Genomic DNA, 20911 nt, shown 5'->3' on the forward strand with positions numbered 1-20911 from the left:
GCGCCGATGGTAGTTGGGGGCTTCCCCCTGTGAGAGTAGGACGTCGCTAGGCACCAAGCACAATCCAAATGGGTTGTGCTTTTTTAATTTGCCTTTATTGATAAAGGGTTGGCTAAATCACGCTTTTTATGTATAAGAGGACTCAGAAGCCGTTATTTGTGAAAAAAATGCCCTGTTGGTCCATTTAGCGGACTCACAGGCCCTTATTGCATGAAAATTTCGGGATATCACATGATATTATGTAAATAAGAGCCTCTCAGTCCTCATAGTCATCAAAACTATGATTTTAGTAGAAATAAGGGCCTCTCAGACCACAAACGGAAGACGAACATCGATCTTGCCAATGACCTAGTCTTCACGAAGCTGTCTACCCCAGTGAGAGGAACTCTTTCTATTCGTAGAACATCATGAGGATCGACCAAAGGTGATACTTCAAGGATCACGTCCCTGTACAAAAGAAAGGTTTAGAGGGACGCCGCTAAGCAAAAAGCACAATCCAAACGGGTTGTGCTTTTCTAATTAAAGTCGAATTCGAATTCGAATTCGAAGGAGTATGTATTAGGTCGAGAAAATGGAGGTTTTGTTACAATTCCAAAGTTTGAGCATAAGGTACTAACATTCGCGGATAATCTATAATGTTTCTGCTAATTTGTGTTATCAGGAAAGAGGATTTTGACAGGTTAATCTCGAAATAAATCTTTAAGATACATAAATCGAATGAAACTCATATTTTAGGCAATAATTATAGGTGTATGTGTTTGCAACTCTCTGTTATTTTTTTTATAATTAATATAGTCAAATATAGTCAAAGTCAAGGGAGGGGGCATGATGAGAAATATCTCTGATATTATTGAGCAGTATTTAAAAAGTATTTTAACGAATAGTGATGGGGAGCTTATAGAAATTAAAAGAAGCGAGCTTGCGAAACAATTTCAATGTGTTCCATCACAAATAAATTATGTGATCAGTACACGCTTTACCATTGAAAGAGGCTATATTGTTGAAAGTAAACGCGGCGGAGGCGGCTACATTCGAATAATAAAGGTAAAAGCGCACAATAAAGCAGATCTCTTTGAACATATGATTCAACTCATTGGTGAAAAGGTAAGTCAAGCCAATGCAGAAGACTTGATTTCAAGGTTATACGAAGAGGGTGCTGTATCTAAACGTGAAGCGAATTTAATGTTTAGTGTGATTGATCCCACATTATTTAATACGAATAACCCTTTACTGCGGGATTATATTCGGGCGAATGTTCTCAAATCAATGCTCCAAACTTTAAAATATCGAGAGTAGCTATGTTTTCTTCTCATACAATCCGTATCTAATGTTTGAAGGGAGAGGTGGTTGCCATGATTTGTCAGGAGTGTAATAAACGCCCTGCCACTTTACACTTCACTAAAATTATAAACGGTGAAAAAACCGAGTTCCATATATGTGAACATTGTGCGAAAGAAAAAGGAGAGTACTTTCCAGGGTCTAATAGTTTTTCTATTCATCAATTGTTATCAGGGTTATTAAACTTCGAACAACCCGTTTCTAAAGGGCAAACATCAGGAGTAAATCCAAGACAGCCATTAACTTGTGAAAAATGTAAAATGTCCTATGAACAGTTTGTTCGAACTGGTAGATTTGGGTGTGCCACTTGTTATCAAACCTTTAGTGATAAACTTGATCCTATTTTAAAGAAAGTCCATAGCGGTAATCACTCACACTCAGGGAAAATACCTAAAAGAATCGGTGGAACTATAGAGGTTCGCAGGAAGATTAATACGTTAAAAGACGCGTTACAACAGCATATTACGAAAGAAGAATTTGAAGAAGCCGCGACTGTAAGAGATCAAATCCGTTCATTAGAAAAATCTATATTCAATCAAGGGGAGGAGTAATTTATGTCACTTGAACGTTTTATTAGTGAAGCAATTAGCCCTTGGATGAAAAAAGATGGACCAGATTCGGATATTGTGCTGAGTAGCCGAATAAGATTAGCTAGGAACCTAAAAGATTTTACGTTCCCTATTTTGGCTACAATGGAGGAAGCAAAGTTAATTGTTAACCACATTAGCACAAAGTTAATGAAAAACCCATATAACTCAGTTGGCCAACTAGAGTTACTCCATATGGATGATTTAAAAGCGAATGTAAAGAAAGTTCTGGTTGAAAAGCATTTGATCAGTCCTCATTTATCAGAAGAGTCAAAGCATGGTGCTGTTCTATTGAGTGAGGATGAAGCAGTTAGCATCATGATTAATGAAGAAGATCATCTTCGGATCCAATGTTTGTTTTCTGGATTTCAGTTAAGCGAAGGGCTTGTACTTGCTAGTGGATTAGATGATTGGATTGAAGATAAGTTGACGTATGCTTTTGATGAAAAAAGAGGGTATCTAACTAGCTGTCCAACGAATGTAGGAACTGGCTTGAGAGCTTCAGTTATGATGCACCTTCCTGCCTTGGTTATGACACAACAATTAAATAAGATACTACCAGCTATTAATCAACTAGGTTTAGTTGTTCGTGGAATCTACGGTGAAGGTAGTGAAGCCTTAGGGAACTTGTTCCAAATATCAAATCAAATGACGCTAGGAAAATCAGAACAAGATATTGTTGAAGATTTACGTGGAGTGGTTATGCAATTAATTCAACAAGAGCGCTCAGCAAGAGAAATGTTATTACAATCCTCAAAAATACAGTTAGAGGATCGTGTCCATCGTTCTTTTGGAGTTTTATCAAATAGCAGGATTATGGAGTCAAAGGAAGCAGCACAGCGCTTATCAGAAGTACGATTGGGAATTGATCTAGGTTTAATTGAAGGTATATCAGGCAATATCCTTAATGAACTTATGATATTAACTCAGCCAGGATTTTTACAGCAGTTCGCCGGGGAAACGCTCTCTCCAAATCAAAGAGATGAGCGAAGAGCAGCACTAATTAGAGAACGTCTCAAACTAGAAGACGTCCGGAAATAATCTTGGAGGTGGATGAATATGATGTTTGGAAGATTTACAGAAAGAGCTCAAAAAGTATTGGCGTTAGCACAAGAAGAGGCGATCCGTCTTGGTCATAATAATATTGGGACTGAACATATTCTACTAGGTCTTATTCGTGAAGGAGAAGGTATTGCAGCCAAAGCCCTACAAGCATTAGGTCTAGGTTCAGATAAAATCCAAAATGAAGTAGAAACTTTAATCGGTACTGGTCAAGAAGGAACTAAGACAATCCACTACACTCCACGTGCAAAAAAAGTCATTGAACTTTCAATGGATGAAGCAAGGAAATTAGGTCATTCCTACGTTGGGACTGAACATATTTTATTAGGATTAATTCGTGAAGGAGAAGGTGTAGCAGCTCGTGTACTGAACAATTTAGGAGTTAGCTTAAATAAAGCTCGCCAACAGGTACTACAGTTGCTAGGAAGCAGTGAAGCATCAGGTGGTAACCAACAATCTGGAACAACTGCACATGCCAACACACCAACGCTAGATAGTCTAGCACGTGATCTTACTGCTATTGCAAAAGAAGAAGCGCTAGATCCTGTGATTGGGAGAAGTAAAGAAATTGAGCGTGTCATCCAAGTTCTTAGCCGTCGTACAAAAAACAATCCAGTTCTAATTGGTGAACCAGGGGTTGGTAAAACAGCGATTGCAGAAGGTCTAGCACAGGCAATTATAAATAACGAAGTTCCAGAAACATTACGTAATAAACGTGTAATGACTTTAGATATGGGTACGGTTGTAGCCGGTACAAAATATCGTGGTGAGTTTGAAGATCGTTTGAAAAAAGTAATGGATGAAATTCGTCAAGCTGGTAACGTGATCTTATTTATTGATGAGCTTCATACTCTTATTGGGGCAGGGGGAGCTGAAGGAGCAATTGATGCATCAAATATTTTAAAGCCTTCACTTGCTCGCGGAGAATTACAATGTATTGGTGCCACTACTCTAGATGAATACCGTAAGTACATTGAAAAAGATGCGGCTTTAGAGCGTCGTTTCCAGCCAATCCAAGTCAATGAGCCGACAAATGATGAGTCTGTTCAAATTTTAAAAGGGTTACGTGACCGTTATGAGGCACATCACCGTGTAACGATTACAGACGCTGCGATTGAAGAAGCAGTTAAATTGTCCGATCGTTATATTTCTGACCGCTTTTTACCAGATAAGGCGATTGATTTAATTGATGAAGCGGCTTCAAAAGTCCGTTTACGTTCCTATACTGCACCACCAAACTTAAAGGAACTTGAAGGACGACTTGAAGAAACTAGAAAAGAAAAGGATGCAGCGGTTCAAAGCCAAGAATTTGAAAAAGCTGCTTCATTACGTGACTCCGAGCAACGTTTACGAGAAGAACTAGATACCATGAAAAATGAATGGAAAAAGAAACAAGGGCAGGAAAATACAGAAGTAACTGTAGAAGATATTGCCCAAGTCGTCACGAGCTGGACAGGAATTCCTGTATCAAGACTAGTAGAAGAAGAAACAGATCGCCTTCTTCGTATGGAAGAAATTCTTCACAAACGTGTAATTGGTCAAGGAGAGGCTGTAAAAGCTATTTCTAAGGCGGTTCGTCGTGCACGTGCTGGTTTAAAAGATCCAAAACGTCCTATTGGTTCATTTATCTTCTTGGGGCCTACAGGTGTAGGTAAAACTGAACTTGCCCGTGCAGTTGCAGAAACGTTATTTGGCGATGAAGATGCGTTTATTCGTATCGATATGTCTGAATATATGGAAAAGCATGCAACAAGTCGTCTAGTTGGTTCGCCTCCAGGGTATGTAGGTCATGATGAGGGTGGACAGTTAACCGAGAAAGTACGCCGTAATCCATATTCTGTTATATTACTAGACGAAATTGAAAAAGCGCACCCTGAGGTATTTAATATTTTACTACAAGTACTAGAAGACGGAAGACTAACGGACTCTAAAGGCCGTACAGTAGACTTTAGAAATACAGCTGTTATTATGACGTCTAACGTAGGTGCTAGTACCCTTCGTAAAAATAAATCATTAGGTTTCACGGTAGATAGTGAAGATCAAAACTATAAAGATATGAAAGGCAAAGTAATGACTGAGCTAAAAAACAGCTTCCGTCCAGAATTCCTAAATCGTATCGATGAGATCATTGTCTTCCACTCTCTTGAGAAGAAACATATCCGTGAGATCATTAGTTTAATGGCTGAACAGCTAGAAAAGCGTCTTGCTGAACAAGGAATTCAATTTGAATTAACTGAAGCAGCCAAAGACAAAATATCGGATGAAGGCTTTGACCCAGAGTATGGAGCACGTCCATTGCGTCGAGCCCTGCAAAAACAAGTCGAAGACCGTCTATCTGAAGAATTGTTAAAAGGAAATATTAAAAAAGGACAAAAAGCGATTATCGATGTAAAAGATAATGAGCTTGTCGTTGAAACAAAAGAAAGTGCACAAGTCTAAAAGTAATAGTTCAAAGGACGGGAACTGGGGGAGATACTTTCTCCTTCAGTTCTTTTTCAATCATCTAGGATACAGTAGGAAAAGCCGTCGACTTATACGTTCTTTTGTTAATAAGTCATGTTTTTCTAAAAACCATTCATGATACAATTAACATAAGAGTAGGTTATAAAGAGGGGAACAGAATGGCGAAAAAGAAAACGAAGTTTGTATGTCAAGAATGTGGTTATGAATCAACGAAATGGATGGGTAAATGTCCAGGCTGTCAAAGCTGGAATACAATGGTGGAGGAATTTGTTGAGTCTGCGACGAAAGGACGGAGCTTTGTTACCGGAGAGCGTACCGAAACTTCAAGTCGACCACAATCTATCACAAAAGTAGAAAATGAACTTGAGGAAAGAATTAGTACTGAAATGAAAGAGTTAAATCGCGTTTTGGGCGGGGGTATAGTGCCGGGCTCACTCGTATTAGTTGGTGGAGATCCTGGTATTGGGAAGTCCACGATCTTACTTCAACTTTCTTATCAGTTAGCTAAGAATTCTTATAAAGTGCTGTATATTTCTGGAGAAGAATCTATGAAACAAACCAAGCTAAGAGCAGACCGATTAGGTGTTTTAGCTGATCAATTATATGTGCTATCAGAGACAGATGTTGATTACATCGAGAAAGCGATCAACGACATTCAACCAACACTCGTTGTGATTGATTCTATTCAAACGGTATTCCAGCAAGATGTTACTTCTGCACCAGGGAGTGTTTCACAAGTCAGAGAATGTACTGCAGCGTTTATGAGAATTGCCAAAACGAAGGGAATTGCCATTTTTATCGTCGGACACGTTACTAAACAAGGTTCAATTGCCGGTCCTAAACTATTAGAGCATATGGTAGATTCCGTTCTTTACTTTGAAGGAGAAAGGCACCATACCTATCGAATATTGAGAGCAGTGAAAAATCGCTTTGGCTCAACGAATGAAATTGGGATATTTGAGATGAAGGAAGGCGGACTGGAAGAAGTCGTCAATCCATCTGAAATCTTTCTGGAAGAAAGAACAGAAGGAGCTGCGGGTTCGACAGTCGTAGCTTCGATGGAGGGAACAAGGCCTGTCTTAGTAGAAATTCAAGCACTTGTTTCGCCAACCAGCTTTGGTAACCCTAGAAGAATGGCTACCGGAATTGACCATAATCGAGTGTCTCTCTTAATGGCAGTATTAGAAAAGCGAGTCGGATTGCTATTACAAAGCCAAGATGCCTATTTAAATGTGGCCGGCGGAGTTCGTTTAGATGAGCCAGCTATAGATTTAGCTATTGCGTTAAGTATTGCATCCAGCTTTAGAAATCAATCGACGCAGCCAACAGATGTAATGATTGGGGAAGTAGGTTTAACAGGAGAAGTTAGACGAGTAGCTAGAATTGAGCAACGAATTAATGAGGCGGCAAAGCTTGGTTTCAAGCGAGCGATTATTCCTCAGAAAAATATCGGAGGCTGGACGATCCCAAAAAGTATTCAAGTCATTGGGGTGGAAACGCTTGAAGATGCTCTAGATGTTGCACTAGGAGGCTAAAAATGGAAGAACGAAAAAAAGGAAAGTTTATCACCGATATTTTAAAACTAGTAGCGCCAGGGACAGCATTAAGAGATGGTATTGATAATGTATTAAGAGCCAAAACGGGCGGATTAATTGTTTTAGGGTACAACGCAGAGATGCAAAATATCGTAGATGGCGGTTTTTTTATCGATTGTGAGTTCTCACCGGCATACTTATATGAACTAGCTAAAATGGATGGAGCGATCATTTTAAGTGAAGATGGACAACGCATCTTATACGCCAATACGCAACTTAACCCTAATAACTCAATTTCTTCGAATGAAACAGGTATTCGTCATCGAACAGCTGAGCGAGTTGCGAAGCAAACAGGCAACTTAGTCATCTCGATATCACAACGCCGTAATGTTATTACGCTGTATAAAGGAGAGCATCAATATTCATTACGAGATATTGGCGTTATCTTAACGAAGGCTAACCAAGCGATTCAGACGTTAGAAAAATACAAAACGGTATTAGATCAAGGTATTACAAATTTAGGGGCATTAGAGTTTGAGGAACTTGTCACGTTTCAAGAAGTGTTTCAAGTCATTCATCGAGTACAAATGGTATTACGCATAAAAAATGAAATCTTAAACTATGTAAACGAGCTTGGCAGTGAAGGGCGACTTATTACAATGCAGCTGAATGAACTGGTCTCTAATATTGAAAAAGAAGCAGTTCTTTTAATTAAGGACTACGTTAAAGAAAAATCACAAGATGCTTACGAAACGTTAAAAGATTTACAGAAGTTGTCAAACGAAGAATTATTAGATGAGCAGCTTGTCGTTAAGTTGTTAGGATACTCGAAAAACTTCAATATTCAAGAGCAGACCGTCTGCCCTAGGGGATATCGTATTCTATACAAAATTCCACGTTTACCATCTCTTGTGATAGAAAATTTAATAGATACATACGGAGATTTAAGTCAAATTATGGTTGCATCTATTAAAGAGCTTGATGAAGTTGAAGGAATTGGAGAAGCGCGTGCGAAGATGATCAAACATGGGTTAAACCGAATTCAGGAACAATTATTTATAGATCGGCATATATAATCTATTTCGACAAAAAGAGCATTCTAGTTGTAATATGTTGACGAATTTAGGAGATAGATATATAATATAGAGTTTTAAATTGACATTGAACAAGTACATCTGATACGGTTAATTGTATACCACTTACAAATTATTATGTGAATTTGTGGAAAATATAGGTTGACACGTTTCAAAAGAAAAAGTTTGTCTATAATAGTAAAAGGAGGTGAAATCATGCTAAAACGAATAGTCCAACTATTTTTTGTCCTAATAGGAGGGACACTAGGGTTTCTATTCATTCCGGATTTAATTGAAATCCTTAATTTTGGTGAGTTGCCAAATTGGGTTATGAGTTCTTATGCAGGAGCTGTTTTTGGAGCAATTATTTTTTATCTTTCTACTTTTTGGTTAGCTGATTATATCGTTGGTTTGATGAAGTTGATGGAAGAAGCCATTGTTAAAGCACCAATAACCGACGTACTTTTTGGGACAATGGGTCTTATCGTAGGTTTAATTGTTGCCTATTTAATCGGAATCCCCATTGACGCCATCCAAGTACCTGTGATCAGCTCAGTTTTACCGATCTTTATTACTTTTTTCCTGGGTTACTTTGGTTTTCAAATTGGATTTAAAAAGCGTGATGAACTTATAAATCTCTTTTCGGTCGCACAACGTAAAGACAAAAAGAAAGATGGAGACGTCGAAAAAGAACGAAGTGGCACGATGAAATTATTAGATACTAGTGTTATTATCGATGGTCGCATTGCAGATATTTGTAAGACTGGTTTCTTAGAGGGGACATTAATCATTCCTGAGTTTGTATTGGAAGAATTACAACATATTGCGGACTCTTCAGATGTATTAAAACGAAACCGTGGTCGCCGCGGATTGGATATTTTGAATAAAATCCAAAAAGAATTACCGATCAAAGTAGAAGTCTATGAAGGCGATTTTGATGAGATTCAAGAAGTCGACAGCAAGTTAGTGAAGCTGGCGAAATTGCTTTCAGGAGTTGTTGTAACAAATGACTTTAATTTAAATAAAGTTTGCGAGTTGCAAGGTGTACCTGTTTTAAATATTAATGACTTAGCAAATGCAGTTAAGCCAGTTGTTCTTCCTGGTGAAGAATTAAATGTTCAAGTGATAAAAGATGGAAAAGAGCACAATCAAGGCGTTGCTTACTTGGATGATGGAACAATGATCGTCGTTGAAGGTGGTCGAGATTACATTGGCAAACAAATTGATGTTATTGTTACAAGTGTTCTTCAAACAAGCGCAGGACGGATGATTTTTGCTAAGCCTAAATTACTTGAAAAAGCATTATAGAAATTTAGTGCGAGTGGTGAGGAAATTATGAACTATTCAGTAGTTATTCCTGCAGCAGGGCAAGGAAAACGAATGAAAGCAGGACAAAATAAACAATTTTTGCAATTATCTAGCATGCCACTTATTATTCATACTCTTCTTGTATTTGAAAAAGATCCATGGTGTAGCGAAATCATTCTAGTTACTAATAAAGAAGAGAAAGAAGTCATGATGAATTTAGTTCAACATTATAATCTTCAAAAAGTGAATGACTATGTGATGGGTGGATCGGAAAGACAGTATAGTGTTGCTAATGGATTAGACGTGATAAAAGATGAAACGATCGTCCTCATTCATGATGGTGCTCGCCCTTTTATTGAACAAACGAAAATCCACGAATTAGTTCTATGTGCAAATGAAACCGGAGCAGCTGTTATAGCAGTTCCTGTAAAAGATACGATTAAAAAAGTAACTGAAAGCAAAGTCGAGGAAACGATGGAGCGTTCAAGCTTGTGGGCTGTTCAAACCCCACAAGCTTTTCGTCTGTCACTTATAAAAAAAGCACATGAGCTGGCGAAACAACAGTCTTTCTTAGGAACAGATGATGCAAGTTTGGTTGAAAATATGAGTGAAGTTGTGGCAATAGTTGAAGGTGACTATTTAAATATGAAATTAACAACACCAGAAGATCTATTATTTGCCGAAGCAATATTAGCGAGTCGAAAGGGGAAAGAATGATGATTAGAGTGGGACAAGGCTTTGATGTTCATCAATTAGTAGAAGGACGTCCACTTATTATTGGTGGAATTGAAATAGACTATGAGAAAGGCTTACTGGGTCATTCAGATGCAGATGTTTTGTTACATACAATTGCTGATGCGGCTTTAGGTGCAATCGGGGAGGGGGATATCGGAAAACACTTTCCTGATACAGATCCTGAATATAAAGATGCGGATTCAGCAAAGTTGCTGGAACAAGTCTGGAAAATTGTAAAAATGAATGGTTATTCACTGGGAAATATTGATTGTACGATTATTGCCCAACAGCCCAAAATGGCACCGCACATTTCCCGAATGAGAGAACGAATTGCCCAACTATTAGAAGGTACTATTGATCAAGTAAATGTAAAAGCAACGACAACTGAAAAACTTGGTTTTACTGGCAGAGGAGAAGGTATCGCAGCTCAAGCTGTTATATTACTAACAAAAGACTAAACAGTAATAGGAATACAAGCTACTACTGAAACGTGTTTCTTTGCGTTAAGTTTTCTAAAACTCTTGACCGAAAAGCTTCAGTTCGTAATAATATGTTACAGAATAACTATGCGAAACGAGAGAATGGAAGGTGTCACTATGTCAAATGAAGTGAGAGTACGTTTTGCCCCTAGTCCTACAGGGCACTTACATATTGGAGGAGCAAGGTCCGCTCTTTTTAATTATTTATACGCTAGAAATCAAGGCGGGAAGTTTATTTTACGTATAGAAGATACAGATCAAGCAAGAAATGTAGAAAATGCCCAGGAGAAGCTGTTAGAGAGCTTAAAATGGCTTCAAATTGATTGGGATGAGAGTGTAGATATCGGTGGTGAATACGGTCCATATAGTTGTATGGAGCGAATAGATATTTATAAAAAATATCTCCAACAGCTCATTGATGAGAAGAAAGCGTACTATTGTTATATGACGGAAGCAGAACTTGAAGCAGAACGCGAAGCTCAAATTGCTCGAGGCGAAAATCCGAAATATAGTGGCAGAGACCGGGATTTAACAGAGGAGCAAAGAAAAGCGTACGAAGAAAAAGGTCTTAAACCAGTTGTGCGCTTCCGTGTGCCAGAAGGTAAAGCATATGTGATTGATGATGCGGTTCGTGGCGAAGTAAGTTTTGAGTCGGATGGAATCGGTGACTTTGTTATTGCTAGAAAAGATGGGATTCCGATGTATAATTTTGCAGTAGTAGTTGATGATCATTTAATGAAAATTTCCCACGTAATTCGCGGGGAAGAGCACTTATCAAATACACCGCGCCAGGCGATGCTTTATGAGGCATTTGGCTGGGAAGTACCCAAATTTGCTCATGCTTCACTTATCTTGAACCCAGACCGTCAAAAAATGAGTAAGCGTGATGAATCAATTATTCAATTTGTAGAGCAGTACCGTGATTTAGGCTACCTGCCTGAAGCGATCGTGAATTTCCTGGCGTTATTAGGGTGGTCCCCAGTTGGAGAAGAAGAAAAGTTTACAAAAGCTGAGCTAATTGAGCAATTCAGCTTAGATAGAGTAGCGAAAGCCCCAGCTGTATTTGATACGGATAAGTTAGCATGGATGAACAACCAATACGTGAAAGAAGCTGGTTTAGATCGTGTAGTTGAACTCGCTTTACCGCATTTAATTCGTGCGGGCAGACTTCCGGAAGAGATGACTGCTGAGCAAAAAGATTGGGCAAATCGCTTAATTGGATTGTATCAAGAGCAAATGTCTTACGGTGCTGAAATCGTTGAGCTTACAGAGTTGTTTTTCAAATCAGAAATCGATTATAATGAAGAAGCAAAAGGAATACTAGCTGAAGAGCAAGTTCCAGAAGTATTGCAACAGTTTATTAATGAGCTTGAAGCAACAGAAACATATACGGCAGAAAACATTAATAAGGCGACAAAAGCGACACAAAAAGCAACGGGGCATAAAGGGAAAAAGTTATTTATGCCAATCCGTGTAGCGACAACAGGACAAACGCACGGACGCGATCTTCCAGATACTCTTGAGCTGCTTGGAAAAGAGATGGTCATTCAGCGTCTGAAGCAAGCGTTACAACATAACTAAACAAGTTAAAACGAAGACAAGGTAGAGTAGGAACGTAGCTGTCTTTTCAGAGAGAACCACCCAGGCTGAAAGTGGTTTAAGATTAGTCGTTCTGAAGTTGCGCCTTAGAGTCTCTTATTGAACGTTTAAGTAGGTAAGAGCGGTTACGCCGTTATCGTAGAAGAGGAGAAGCAATTATACATTGCTTAAACAGAGTGGAACCGCGCCGAAAGCGTCTCTGTGCATATGCACAGAGACGCTTTTTTCTATGCGCTTTTCACCATTTAAGTCAACAAGGCGATGGGGGAGGTACGTATGAAGAAAGTTTTTCAAACATTAAAAAATGATATTGATGTCGTATTTGAACAAGATCCGGCGGCCAGAAGTCGTTTAGAAGTCATTTTCACCTATTCTGGTGTCCACGCCATTTGGTCTCATCGGCTGGCACACTGGTTTTGGAAACGAAAGATGTATTTTTTCGCACGGTCGATTTCACAGATTAGTCGCTTTTTTACAGGAATTGAAATTCATCCAGGGGCCAAAATCGGTCAGCGCTTATTTATTGACCATGGAATGGGAGTAGTTATTGGGGAAACCTGTGAGATTGGTGATAATGTAACCATTTATCAAGGTGTAACATTAGGCGGAACTGGTAAAGAAAAAGGAAAGCGCCACCCAACGATCGAGGATAATGTCTTAATTGCCTCAGGAGCAAAGATTTTAGGATCATTTACAATTGGAGAAAATGCGAGAATTGGAGCGGGGTCTGTTGTTCTCAAGGAGGTCCCTAAAAATTCTACCGTCGTTGGTATACCGGGTAAAGTCGTTCTTCAGAATGGAGTGAAAGTAAAAGGGGATTTAGATCATCATAATTTACCAGATCCGATTTCCGATAAGTTTCGTGAATTAGAAGATCAAATTGACGCACTTCGAACGGAAATTGAATATTATAAGCGAAAACAGGTAATTGAAAAAGACTAGGATTAGGAGTTGAATTGCTTATGGCAATCTATTTATATAATACACTCACTAGAAAAAAAGAGAAGTTTGTTCCAATTGAAGAAGGTAAAGTAAAGATGTATGTTTGCGGACCTACTGTCTATAATTACATTCATATTGGTAATGCAAGACCAGCTATCGTCTTCGATGTTGTTCGTCGTTATTTCCAATACCGCGGATATGAAATCTCGTATATTTCAAATTTTACCGATGTGGATGACAAACTAATTCGTGCTGCAAAGGAACTAGGGGAAGATGTACCAACCATTGCTGAGCGATTTATCCATGCCTATCACGAGGATACTTGTGCATTAGGCGTTGAAAAAGCCGATCATCATCCAAGAGTAACAGAAACGATACCAGAGATCATCGATTTTATCTCAGCTTTAATGGATAAAGGATACGCTTATGAAGTCAATGGTGATGTTTATTACCGAACGAGAAAATTTGATGGATACGGAAAGCTATCCGATCAGTCCGTTGAAGACCTTCAGTCAGGAGCGCGTATTGAAGTAGATTTAGGAAAAGAGGATCCACTAGATTTTGCGCTATGGAAAGCAGAAAAAGAGAATGAAATTTCTTGGGATAGTCCTTGGGGGAAAGGAAGACCAGGCTGGCATATTGAATGTTCAGCGATGGTAAAAAAATATTTAGGGGATACAATTGATATCCATGCCGGTGGTCAGGACTTAACCTTCCCTCATCATGAGAATGAAATTGCTCAATCTGAAGCTTTAACTGGGAAAACGATGGCAAATTATTGGATTCATAATGGTTATATTAAAATAGATAACGAAAAAATGTCGAAATCACTCGGAAATTTTGTACTGGTACATGACATTATTCAACAACATTCACCAGATGTCGTAAGGTTCTTCATGTTGCTTGCTCACTATAGAAGTCCGATTAATTTCAGTGGTGAGTTGTTAGAAAGTGCAAAAAATGGGCTGGAGCGACTTCAAACTACAGTTGAAAACCTCAAACATCGTTTAGCTGAAAGTGCAGATTTAGGGAAAGAAGTTGAAACGTGGATTGGAAAAGTAGATAGTTATAAAGAGCGTTTTATAAAAGAAATGGACGATGACTTTAATACGGCGAATGCAATATCGGTTCTGTTTGATCTCGCAAAAGAAGCGAATGTCTATTTACGTGAAGAACAGACTTCAAAAACTGTTTTAGAAGCATTTCATAAGCAATTAACTGAATTAGGTTCTGTATTAGGGATCAAACTAGAGGTAATGAAAGAATTACTAGATGAGGAAATTGAACAGTTAATTGAAGATCGTACAAATGCTCGAAAAAACCGTGACTTTGCCTTAGCGGATCAAATTAGAGATGAATTAAAAGCAAAAGGAATTATTCTTGAAGATACACCACAAGGCGTTCGCTGGAAGAGGTCATAATTCAATGAAAATCAGTGATCATAGTATCGATGCTAAACAGTTAAATGCATTAGCATTAGCGTACATGGGTGATGCCATCTTAGACACCTATGTACGCTGCCACTTAATTGCAATTGGAAAAACAAGACCTAATAAGCTTCATCATGAGGCAACTCGTTATGTTTCAGCTAAGGCACAAGCTAAAGTAATTGGTACGTTACTTGAAGAAAACTTTTTTTCAGAAGAAGAACAAAGTGTCATTATGAGAGGTCGAAATGCTAAATCAGGAACAATCCCTAAAAATACAGATCATAATACGTACCGTTACAGTACGGCTTTCGAAGCGTTACTCGGATATCATTATCTATTAGGTAATCAAAATCGATTGGATGAAATTATTCAAAGGATGTTCTTTTTAATAGAAAGAGAGGGCTAGTTCGGTTATGAGTAAAGAAGTAGAATTCATTATGGGAAAAAATCCAGTTATAGAGGCACTAAAAGCATCTCATCCGATTAATAAAATCTGGATAGGTGAAGGCACTCAAAAGGGACAAGTTACTAAAGTGCTGCAACTTGCAAAAGAAAATGGCGTAATTGTTCAACATGTACCTAAACGAAAGCTTGAACAACTCGTTGACTCACCGAACCATCAAGGTGTAGTTGCTTCAATTGCCGCTTATCAATATGCTGAAATGGATGATTTATTTAATCGAGCTAGAGAGCGGAATGAAGATCCGTTCTTTCTCGTTTTAGATGAAATAGAAGACCCGCATAATTTAGGTTCTATTCTAAGAACAGCTGATGCGGTTGGAGCTCATGGTGTGATTATACCTAAACGAAGAGCGGTAGGGTTAACTCAAGCTGTTGCAAAAGCTTCAACGGGAGCGATTCAACACGTGCCAGTTGTACGTGTAACTAATTTAGCTCGTACCATGGACGAATTGAAAGATAAAGGTTTATGGTTTGCAGGGACCGATGCCCAAGGAACTGAAGATTATAGGCAAGCGAACTTTAATATGGGCATTGGTCTAGTTATTGGAAGTGAAGGTAAGGGAATAAGTCGCTTGATTAAGGAGAAATGTGACTTTCTAGTAAAAATACCGATGGTCGGTCAAGTAACATCTTTAAATGCTTCTGTAGCAGCAAGTCTTTTAATGTACGAGGTATACCGTCACCGCAGCCCATTAGGCAGGAGCTAAAATGAAAGATATTTTATTAGTGGATGGCTATAACATCATTGGGGCGTGGCCTGAGCTAAGGATATTAAAGAACAAGGACTTAAATCTTGCTAGAGATCAGTTAATTGAAAAGATGGCAGAGTACCAAGCTTATACAGGAATTAGAGTGATGTTAGTGTTTGATGCCCATATGGTTCCTGGAGTAGGTAAAAAGTATAAAAATCATCGAGTGCAAGTGATTTATACCCGAGAGAATGAAACAGCTGATGAGCGAATCGAAAAACTAGTAAAGGAACTTAAAAACGTCGTAACTCGAGTTTATGTAGCTACATCCGACTTTACTGAACAGTCTGTCATTTTTGGTAGCGGGGCACTAAGGAAGTCTGCTCGTGAGCTTCAAATTGAAATTGAGACAGCGGAAAAAGGCATTAAAAAAGATGTCGAAAACAGGCGAAAACCAGTAATTTCGACAAGAATTTCACTTTCTAAGGAGATGGCTGAAATTTTTGAAAAATGGCGTCGAGGCGACTCATGAGTGGTTGACGCTTCCAAAAAAGGTACTATATAATAATTTTATATCTAAACATCAGTCATGGTCGGAGGGATTTTTGTGAGCACTCAAATCAAGGAGACGATACACCCGAATATAGGACAAGCTGAAGATGAATTATTAGTGGAGAAGGTTAGAGAGGGAGATAGTGCGGCTTTAGAGTACTTGATTAATAAGTATAAGAATTTCGTACGAGCAAAGGCGAGATCTTATTTTTTAATTGGTGCTGATCACGAAGATATTGTACAGGAAGGTATGATTGGTCTTTATAAGGCGATACGTGACTACAAAGAGGACAAGCTCTCTTCGTTTAAAGCATTTGCTGAACTTTGTATTACGAGACAAATTATTACAGCTATTAAAACAGCAACCCGTCAAAAACATATTCCACTAAATTCGTATGTATCCCTTGATAAACCATTGTATGATGAAGAATCAGATCGAACGCTCCTTGATGTCATTTGCGGCACTAAAGTGACTAATCCTGAAGAATTACTCATAAATCAAGAAGAATTTGATGACATAGAGCTTAAGATGGGTGAGATTTTAAGTGAATTGGAACGTAAAGTTTTGATGTTGTACCTAGACGGACGGTCGTACCAAGAAATTTCAGCAGACTTAAATCGGCATGTGAAATCAATAGACAATGCACTACAAAGAGTTAAGAGGAAGTTAGAGCGGTACGTTGAATTAAAAGGAATAAGTTTATAAAATAAGAAACTAAGCATAAGGTTGCTAAAGTGAAAGTGTACACTGGATACAAAGGTGTAAGTTGGAGCAGAGTTAGCCTTATGTTTATTTTTTTGTTTTTATGCACATAATGGAAATGGACCCCAATTGCTTTATTGACACTAATTAGCCGTTATGATAGAGTTTAAAAGAATGTAAGCATTTCTTAATTGTTTTTTTCGGAGGTGCTCGATGCGGAAAAAAGCTGTACTAGCCTGTTCAGAATGTAAATCAAGAAATTACACAACAGATAAGAATATGCAGAACCAAGCGGTCCGCATTGAAATGAAGAAGTTTTGCAAAATTTGCAAAACACATACACTTCACCAAGAAACAAAATAAAAAGACAGCAAGTCTTTTTTATTATTTAATAAATGGTTGCTTACTCAAGTGATGAGTGCTGGAGGTGTCATGATTGGCTGACCGTGAAAGAACAAGCATTTGGAAATTTTTACGTCAAGTGATGGCTGAATTGAAACGAGTAACTTGGCCGACGCGCAAAGAGTTGACACGTTATACGTTAGTCGTACTCGGAACAGTTGCTTTTATTTCAGTCTTTTTTGCAGTAGTTGATCTAGGGATTTCAAGTTTGCTTCGTTTAATTTTAGGATAAAAGTTGATCGAGTAATTCTTGGAGTTTATCCATAGAGGAGGGAAGGACAAGTTTAGTCCTAAGATGTATGGAGAAAAACTGGTATGTTGTTCACACTTATTCTGGTTACGAAAACAAAGTGAAAACTAACCTTGAGATGCGAGTCGAAACAATGGATATGACAGATAAAATTTTCCGTGTTCTTGTTCCAGTTGAAGAAGAAACTGAAATTAAGAATGGAAAAAGTAAATCTGTTACAAAGAAAGTGTTTCCTGGTTATGTACTTGTTGAAATGGTTATGACCGATGATTCTTGGTATGTTGTTCGTAACACGCCTGGAGTTACGGGGTTTGTAGGGTCAGCAGGGGCGGGTTCTAAGCCGACTGCTTTACTGCCAGAAGAAGTAGAAGGAATTTTAAAACAAATGGGTGTTGATGAACCGAGAGCTGATATTGACTTTGAAATTAAAGAGTCAGTAAGAGTAATTGAAGGTCCTTTTGCGAACTTTATCGGTACGATTGAAGAAATTCAAGCTGATAAAAGAAAAGTTAAAGTACACGTCAATATGTTCGGTCGAGAAACCCCGGTTGAATTGGAGTTTACTCAAGTTGAAAAGGTAATCTGATCATAAGCCCCTTGAGTTTGGGGGCTTTAATTTTTTTCAGATGTTGTCTTGTTTGAGTGTCTTATTATGGGTGCTTTATTATCTTTTGATACTAAATTGGATATAAATAGTTTTTAAAAGAACTTGATATCTTAGTTTCAAAGTGATAATATTGTTTTGTTTGATATGGGTATTCAAAAAAGTGAATACCTGTTTAATGAGTGGGAGGGTCAAAACCCGGTTACCACATCACGGACTAAGGAGGTGTGTCGCGTGGCTAAAAAGGTTATTAAAATGGTTAAGTTACAAATTCCAGCAGGGAAAGCAAACCCAGCACCACCAGTTGGACCTGCACTAGGACAAGCTGGAGTAAACATTATGGGCTTCTGTAAAGAGTTCAATGCTCGTACTTCTGATCAAGCTGGTTTAATCATTCCGGTTGAAATTACGGTATTTGAAGACCGTTCTTTTACATTTATCACTAAAACTCCACCTGCTGCAGTTCTTCTTAAGAAAGCAGCTGGTATCGAGTCTGGTTCTGGTGAACCGAACCGTACTAAAGTCGCAACTGTTAAGCGTGACAAAGTACGTGAAATCGCTGAGACAAAAATGCCTGACCTAAACGCAGCTGATGTAGAAGCAGCAATGCGTATGGTTGAAGGAACAGCTAGAAGCATGGGAATCGTTATCGAGGACTAATGTTTGTTGCAGGAGGTTGCGATTAGGAGGAATCCTTACCTAACATTTTGTTAGGTTCGCAACCTTTATTAGTGGGAGGTACTACCGATAAAACCACAAACGAGGAGGAAAAGAAAGTGGCTAAACGAGGAAAAAAATATCAAGAAGCTACGAAATTAGTAGACCGTGATCAAGTTTATTCTGCTGAAGAAGCAATTGAGCTTGTAAAAAAAGCATCTACTGCTAAGTTTGATGAGACAGTTGAAATCGCTGTACGTCTTGGTGTAGATCCTAAGAAAGCAGATCAACAAATTCGTGGAGCAGTTGTACTACCAAATGGTACAGGTAAAACTCAACGTGTGTTAGTATTTGCTAAAGGTGAAAAAGCGAAAGAAGCAGAAGCTGCTGGCGCTGATTATGTTGGAGATGAAGATTACATTAACAAAATCAACCAAGGTTGGTTTGACTTTGATGTAATCGTTGCGACTCCTGACATGATGGGTCAAGTTGGTAAACTTGGTCGTGTATTAGGACCAAAAGGTTTAATGCCAAACCCTAAAACAGGAACAGTTACTTTCGAAGTAGAAAAGGCTGTTAATGAAATTAAGGCTGGTAAAGTAGAGTACCGTGTAGATAAAGCTGGAAATATCCACTGCCCAATTGGTAAAGTTTCTTTTGAAACAAACAAACTAGTTGAGAACTTAACTACAATTGTTGATACTCTAAACAAAGTTAAACCTGCTGCAGCAAAAGGTACTTACATGAAGAACATTGCTGTTGCATCAACAATGGGTCCTGGTGTAAAAGTTAACGTAGCATCTGTTGCTAAATAAATTATTGACATTAGTCGATCGATAGAGTATACTAATTTAGGTGTTCTATTAATCGAGTTATTAATAGCAATCCATACCGTAGACAGTAGGTGCGTTAATCGCTTAATTCCCTACCGAGGTTGTCATTTATGTTATATCTATGACTAACATGACCTCCGTATGTCTATATGCGGAGGTTTTTATATTGGCTTCTGAACGGTATGAAAGAACCATAGGAGGTGTAAGAATGAGCGTACTTGCAAAAAAACAAGAAGTCGTAACAGAGATCGCTACTAAACTTCGTGATAGCAAATCAACAATTATCGTTGACTATCGTGGATTAAACGTAGCAGAAGTTACTGAACTTCGTAAACAACTTCGTGAAGCGGGCGTCGAGTTCAAAGTATATAAAAATACGATGGCACGTCGTGCGACAGCTGAAGTAGAATTAACTGAGTTAGACGCACAACTAGTTGGACCAACTGCAATTGCTTTTGGTGCTGAGGATGTTGTTGCACCTGCAAAAATCATCAATGAGTTCGCAAAGAAACATGATGCTCTTGAAATTAAAGCTGGTGTAATCGAAGGTCGTATTGCGACTGTTGAAGAAGTAAAAGCTTTAGCGGAACTTCCATCTCGCGAAGGTTTACTTTCTATGTTGCTTAGCGTACTTCAAGCTCCTGTTCGTAACTTTGCATTGGCTACAAAAGCTGTTGCAGAACAAAAAGAAGAGCAAGGTGCATAATTGTTTCAGTAACTTAAGTTTCGGATAAAATATTAAAGATCTGATTAGGAGGATTTATCATGAGTAAAGAGCAAATCTTAGAAGCAATCAAAGAAATGACTGTATTAGAATTAAACGACTTAGTAAAAGCAATCGAGGAAGAGTTTGGTGTAACTGCAGCTGCTCCTGTAGCTGTTATGGGTGGCGCTGCTGGTGGCGACGCTGCTGCTGAGCAAACTGAATTCGACGTAATTCTTACAAGTGCTGGCGGATCTAAAATCAACGTTATTAAAGTAGTACGTGAAATCACTGGTCTTGGCTTAAAAGAAGCTAAAGCTATGGTAGATGGCGCTCCAGCTCCAATTAAAGAAGGCGTTTCTAAAGAAGAATCTGAAGAAATGAAAGCTAAACTTGAAGAAGCTGGTGCTTCTGTAGAAGTTAAGTAATTTCATAAAAAAACAGACTGGGTGAGGCTGAGCCGCACCCGGTTTTTTTCATTTTAATGACTATAAGTATCCCTCTT

23 protein-coding genes and 2 other annotated features are annotated in these 20911 nt (G+C 38.5%); all 23 genes read left to right on the forward strand.

The annotated features are described in order from the left end of the window. Positions 1-828: 828 nt before the first annotated feature. The 23 genes from AC2VNP_RS19640 to rplL all read left to right on the forward strand — a co-directional run bounded on the left by AC2VNP_RS19640 (position 829) and on the right by rplL (position 20834). The gene (locus tag AC2VNP_RS19640) at positions 829-1296 is read left to right on the forward strand and encodes a CtsR family transcriptional regulator (RefSeq protein ID WP_275120395.1); all 468 of its coding nucleotides are present in this window, start codon (positions 829-831) and stop codon (positions 1294-1296) included. Between the two features lie 56 nt (positions 1297-1352). Further along, positions 1353-1889 carry a protein-arginine kinase activator protein McsA gene (mcsA, locus tag AC2VNP_RS19645; RefSeq protein WP_486918969.1) on the forward strand — a complete coding sequence of 179 codons (537 nt, stop codon included), beginning with the start codon at positions 1353-1355 and terminating at the stop codon, positions 1887-1889. A 3-nt stretch (positions 1890-1892) separates the two neighbouring features. Continuing rightward, positions 1893-2966: a protein-arginine kinase McsB gene (gene mcsB / locus AC2VNP_RS19650; protein WP_486918970.1), complete on the forward strand. Its 1074-nt coding sequence runs from the start codon at positions 1893-1895 to the stop codon at positions 2964-2966. Positions 2967-2984: 18 nt separating this feature from the next. Further along, on the forward strand, positions 2985-5426 hold the full coding sequence (gene clpC, locus AC2VNP_RS19655; protein ID WP_486918971.1) for an ATP-dependent protease ATP-binding subunit ClpC: 2442 nt from the start codon (positions 2985-2987) through the stop codon (positions 5424-5426). A 182-nt stretch (positions 5427-5608) separates the two neighbouring features. Beyond that, positions 5609-6985: a DNA repair protein RadA gene (gene radA, locus AC2VNP_RS19660; RefSeq protein ID WP_486918972.1), complete on the forward strand. Its 1377-nt coding sequence runs from the start codon at positions 5609-5611 to the stop codon at positions 6983-6985. A 2-nt stretch (positions 6986-6987) separates the two neighbouring features. Further along, a complete protein-coding gene (gene disA, locus AC2VNP_RS19665) occupies positions 6988-8061 on the forward strand; it encodes a DNA integrity scanning diadenylate cyclase DisA (RefSeq protein ID WP_486918973.1) in 1074 nt (357 codons plus the stop codon). 213 nt (positions 8062-8274) lie between these two features. Continuing rightward, on the forward strand, positions 8275-9366 hold the full coding sequence (locus tag AC2VNP_RS19670; protein ID WP_486918974.1) for a PIN/TRAM domain-containing protein: 1092 nt from the start codon (positions 8275-8277) through the stop codon (positions 9364-9366). 27 nt (positions 9367-9393) lie between these two features. Next, positions 9394-10083 (forward strand): 2-C-methyl-D-erythritol 4-phosphate cytidylyltransferase, encoded by a 690-nt coding sequence (ispD, locus tag AC2VNP_RS19675; RefSeq protein ID WP_486918975.1) that lies wholly within the window; start codon positions 9394-9396, stop codon positions 10081-10083. Next, positions 10083-10559, forward strand: coding sequence for a 2-C-methyl-D-erythritol 2,4-cyclodiphosphate synthase (gene ispF / locus AC2VNP_RS19680; RefSeq protein ID WP_486919016.1), 477 nt, complete (start codon positions 10083-10085; stop codon positions 10557-10559). The genes ispD and ispF overlap by 1 nt, the downstream gene beginning before the upstream one ends. Before the next feature lie 138 nt (positions 10560-10697). Continuing rightward, a complete protein-coding gene (gene gltX, locus AC2VNP_RS19685) occupies positions 10698-12161 on the forward strand; it encodes a glutamate--tRNA ligase (protein ID WP_486918976.1) in 1464 nt (487 codons plus the stop codon). Between the two features lie 4 nt (positions 12162-12165). Continuing rightward, positions 12166-12383: a binding site (T-box leader), on the forward strand. A 72-nt stretch (positions 12384-12455) separates the two neighbouring features. Beyond that, positions 12456-13121, forward strand: coding sequence for a serine O-acetyltransferase (gene cysE / locus AC2VNP_RS19690; RefSeq protein ID WP_486918977.1), 666 nt, complete (start codon positions 12456-12458; stop codon positions 13119-13121). 20 nt (positions 13122-13141) lie between these two features. Continuing rightward, positions 13142-14542, forward strand: coding sequence for a cysteine--tRNA ligase (cysS, locus tag AC2VNP_RS19695; RefSeq protein ID WP_486918978.1), 1401 nt, complete (start codon positions 13142-13144; stop codon positions 14540-14542). A gap of 4 nt (positions 14543-14546) precedes the next feature. Beyond that, the gene (locus AC2VNP_RS19700; RefSeq protein ID WP_486918979.1) at positions 14547-14957 is read left to right on the forward strand and encodes a Mini-ribonuclease 3; all 411 of its coding nucleotides are present in this window, start codon (positions 14547-14549) and stop codon (positions 14955-14957) included. A 7-nt stretch (positions 14958-14964) separates the two neighbouring features. Further along, positions 14965-15720, forward strand: a complete 756-nt coding sequence (gene rlmB / locus AC2VNP_RS19705; RefSeq protein WP_486918980.1) for a 23S rRNA (guanosine(2251)-2'-O)-methyltransferase RlmB — start codon at positions 14965-14967, stop codon at positions 15718-15720. 1 nt (position 15721) lies between these two features. Next, positions 15722-16234 (forward strand): NYN domain-containing protein, encoded by a 513-nt coding sequence (locus AC2VNP_RS19710; RefSeq protein WP_486918981.1) that lies wholly within the window; start codon positions 15722-15724, stop codon positions 16232-16234. 57 nt (positions 16235-16291) lie between these two features. Beyond that, positions 16292-16960, forward strand: a complete 669-nt coding sequence (sigH, locus tag AC2VNP_RS19715) for an RNA polymerase sporulation sigma factor SigH (protein WP_486918982.1) — start codon at positions 16292-16294, stop codon at positions 16958-16960. Between the two features lie 210 nt (positions 16961-17170). Beyond that, positions 17171-17320 carry a 50S ribosomal protein L33 gene (gene rpmG, locus AC2VNP_RS19720; protein ID WP_275120344.1) on the forward strand — a complete coding sequence of 50 codons (150 nt, stop codon included), beginning with the start codon at positions 17171-17173 and terminating at the stop codon, positions 17318-17320. 73 nt (positions 17321-17393) lie between these two features. Beyond that, complete coding sequence (gene secE, locus AC2VNP_RS19725) at positions 17394-17591, forward strand: preprotein translocase subunit SecE (protein ID WP_486918983.1); 198 nt, start codon at positions 17394-17396, stop codon at positions 17589-17591. 67 nt (positions 17592-17658) lie between these two features. Further along, positions 17659-18195, forward strand: coding sequence for a transcription termination/antitermination protein NusG (gene nusG / locus AC2VNP_RS19730; RefSeq protein ID WP_486918984.1), 537 nt, complete (start codon positions 17659-17661; stop codon positions 18193-18195). 252 nt (positions 18196-18447) lie between these two features. Further along, the gene (rplK, locus tag AC2VNP_RS19735; RefSeq protein WP_275120347.1) at positions 18448-18873 is read left to right on the forward strand and encodes a 50S ribosomal protein L11; all 426 of its coding nucleotides are present in this window, start codon (positions 18448-18450) and stop codon (positions 18871-18873) included. Between the two features lie 71 nt (positions 18874-18944). Then, complete coding sequence (rplA, locus tag AC2VNP_RS19740; RefSeq protein WP_486919017.1) at positions 18945-19685, forward strand: 50S ribosomal protein L1; 741 nt, start codon at positions 18945-18947, stop codon at positions 19683-19685. Positions 19686-19743: 58 nt separating this feature from the next. Continuing rightward, positions 19744-19876: a sequence feature (ribosomal protein L10 leader region), on the forward strand. Positions 19877-19911: 35 nt separating this feature from the next. Further along, entirely contained in the window at positions 19912-20409 is a 498-nt protein-coding gene (gene rplJ / locus AC2VNP_RS19745) for a 50S ribosomal protein L10 (RefSeq protein WP_486918985.1), read from the forward strand. Between the two features lie 59 nt (positions 20410-20468). Beyond that, positions 20469-20834, forward strand: coding sequence for a 50S ribosomal protein L7/L12 (gene rplL, locus AC2VNP_RS19750; RefSeq protein ID WP_275120349.1), 366 nt, complete (start codon positions 20469-20471; stop codon positions 20832-20834). Positions 20835-20911 lie beyond the last annotated feature (77 nt).

This window comes from Alkalihalobacterium sp. TH-98 (assembly GCF_057473385.1).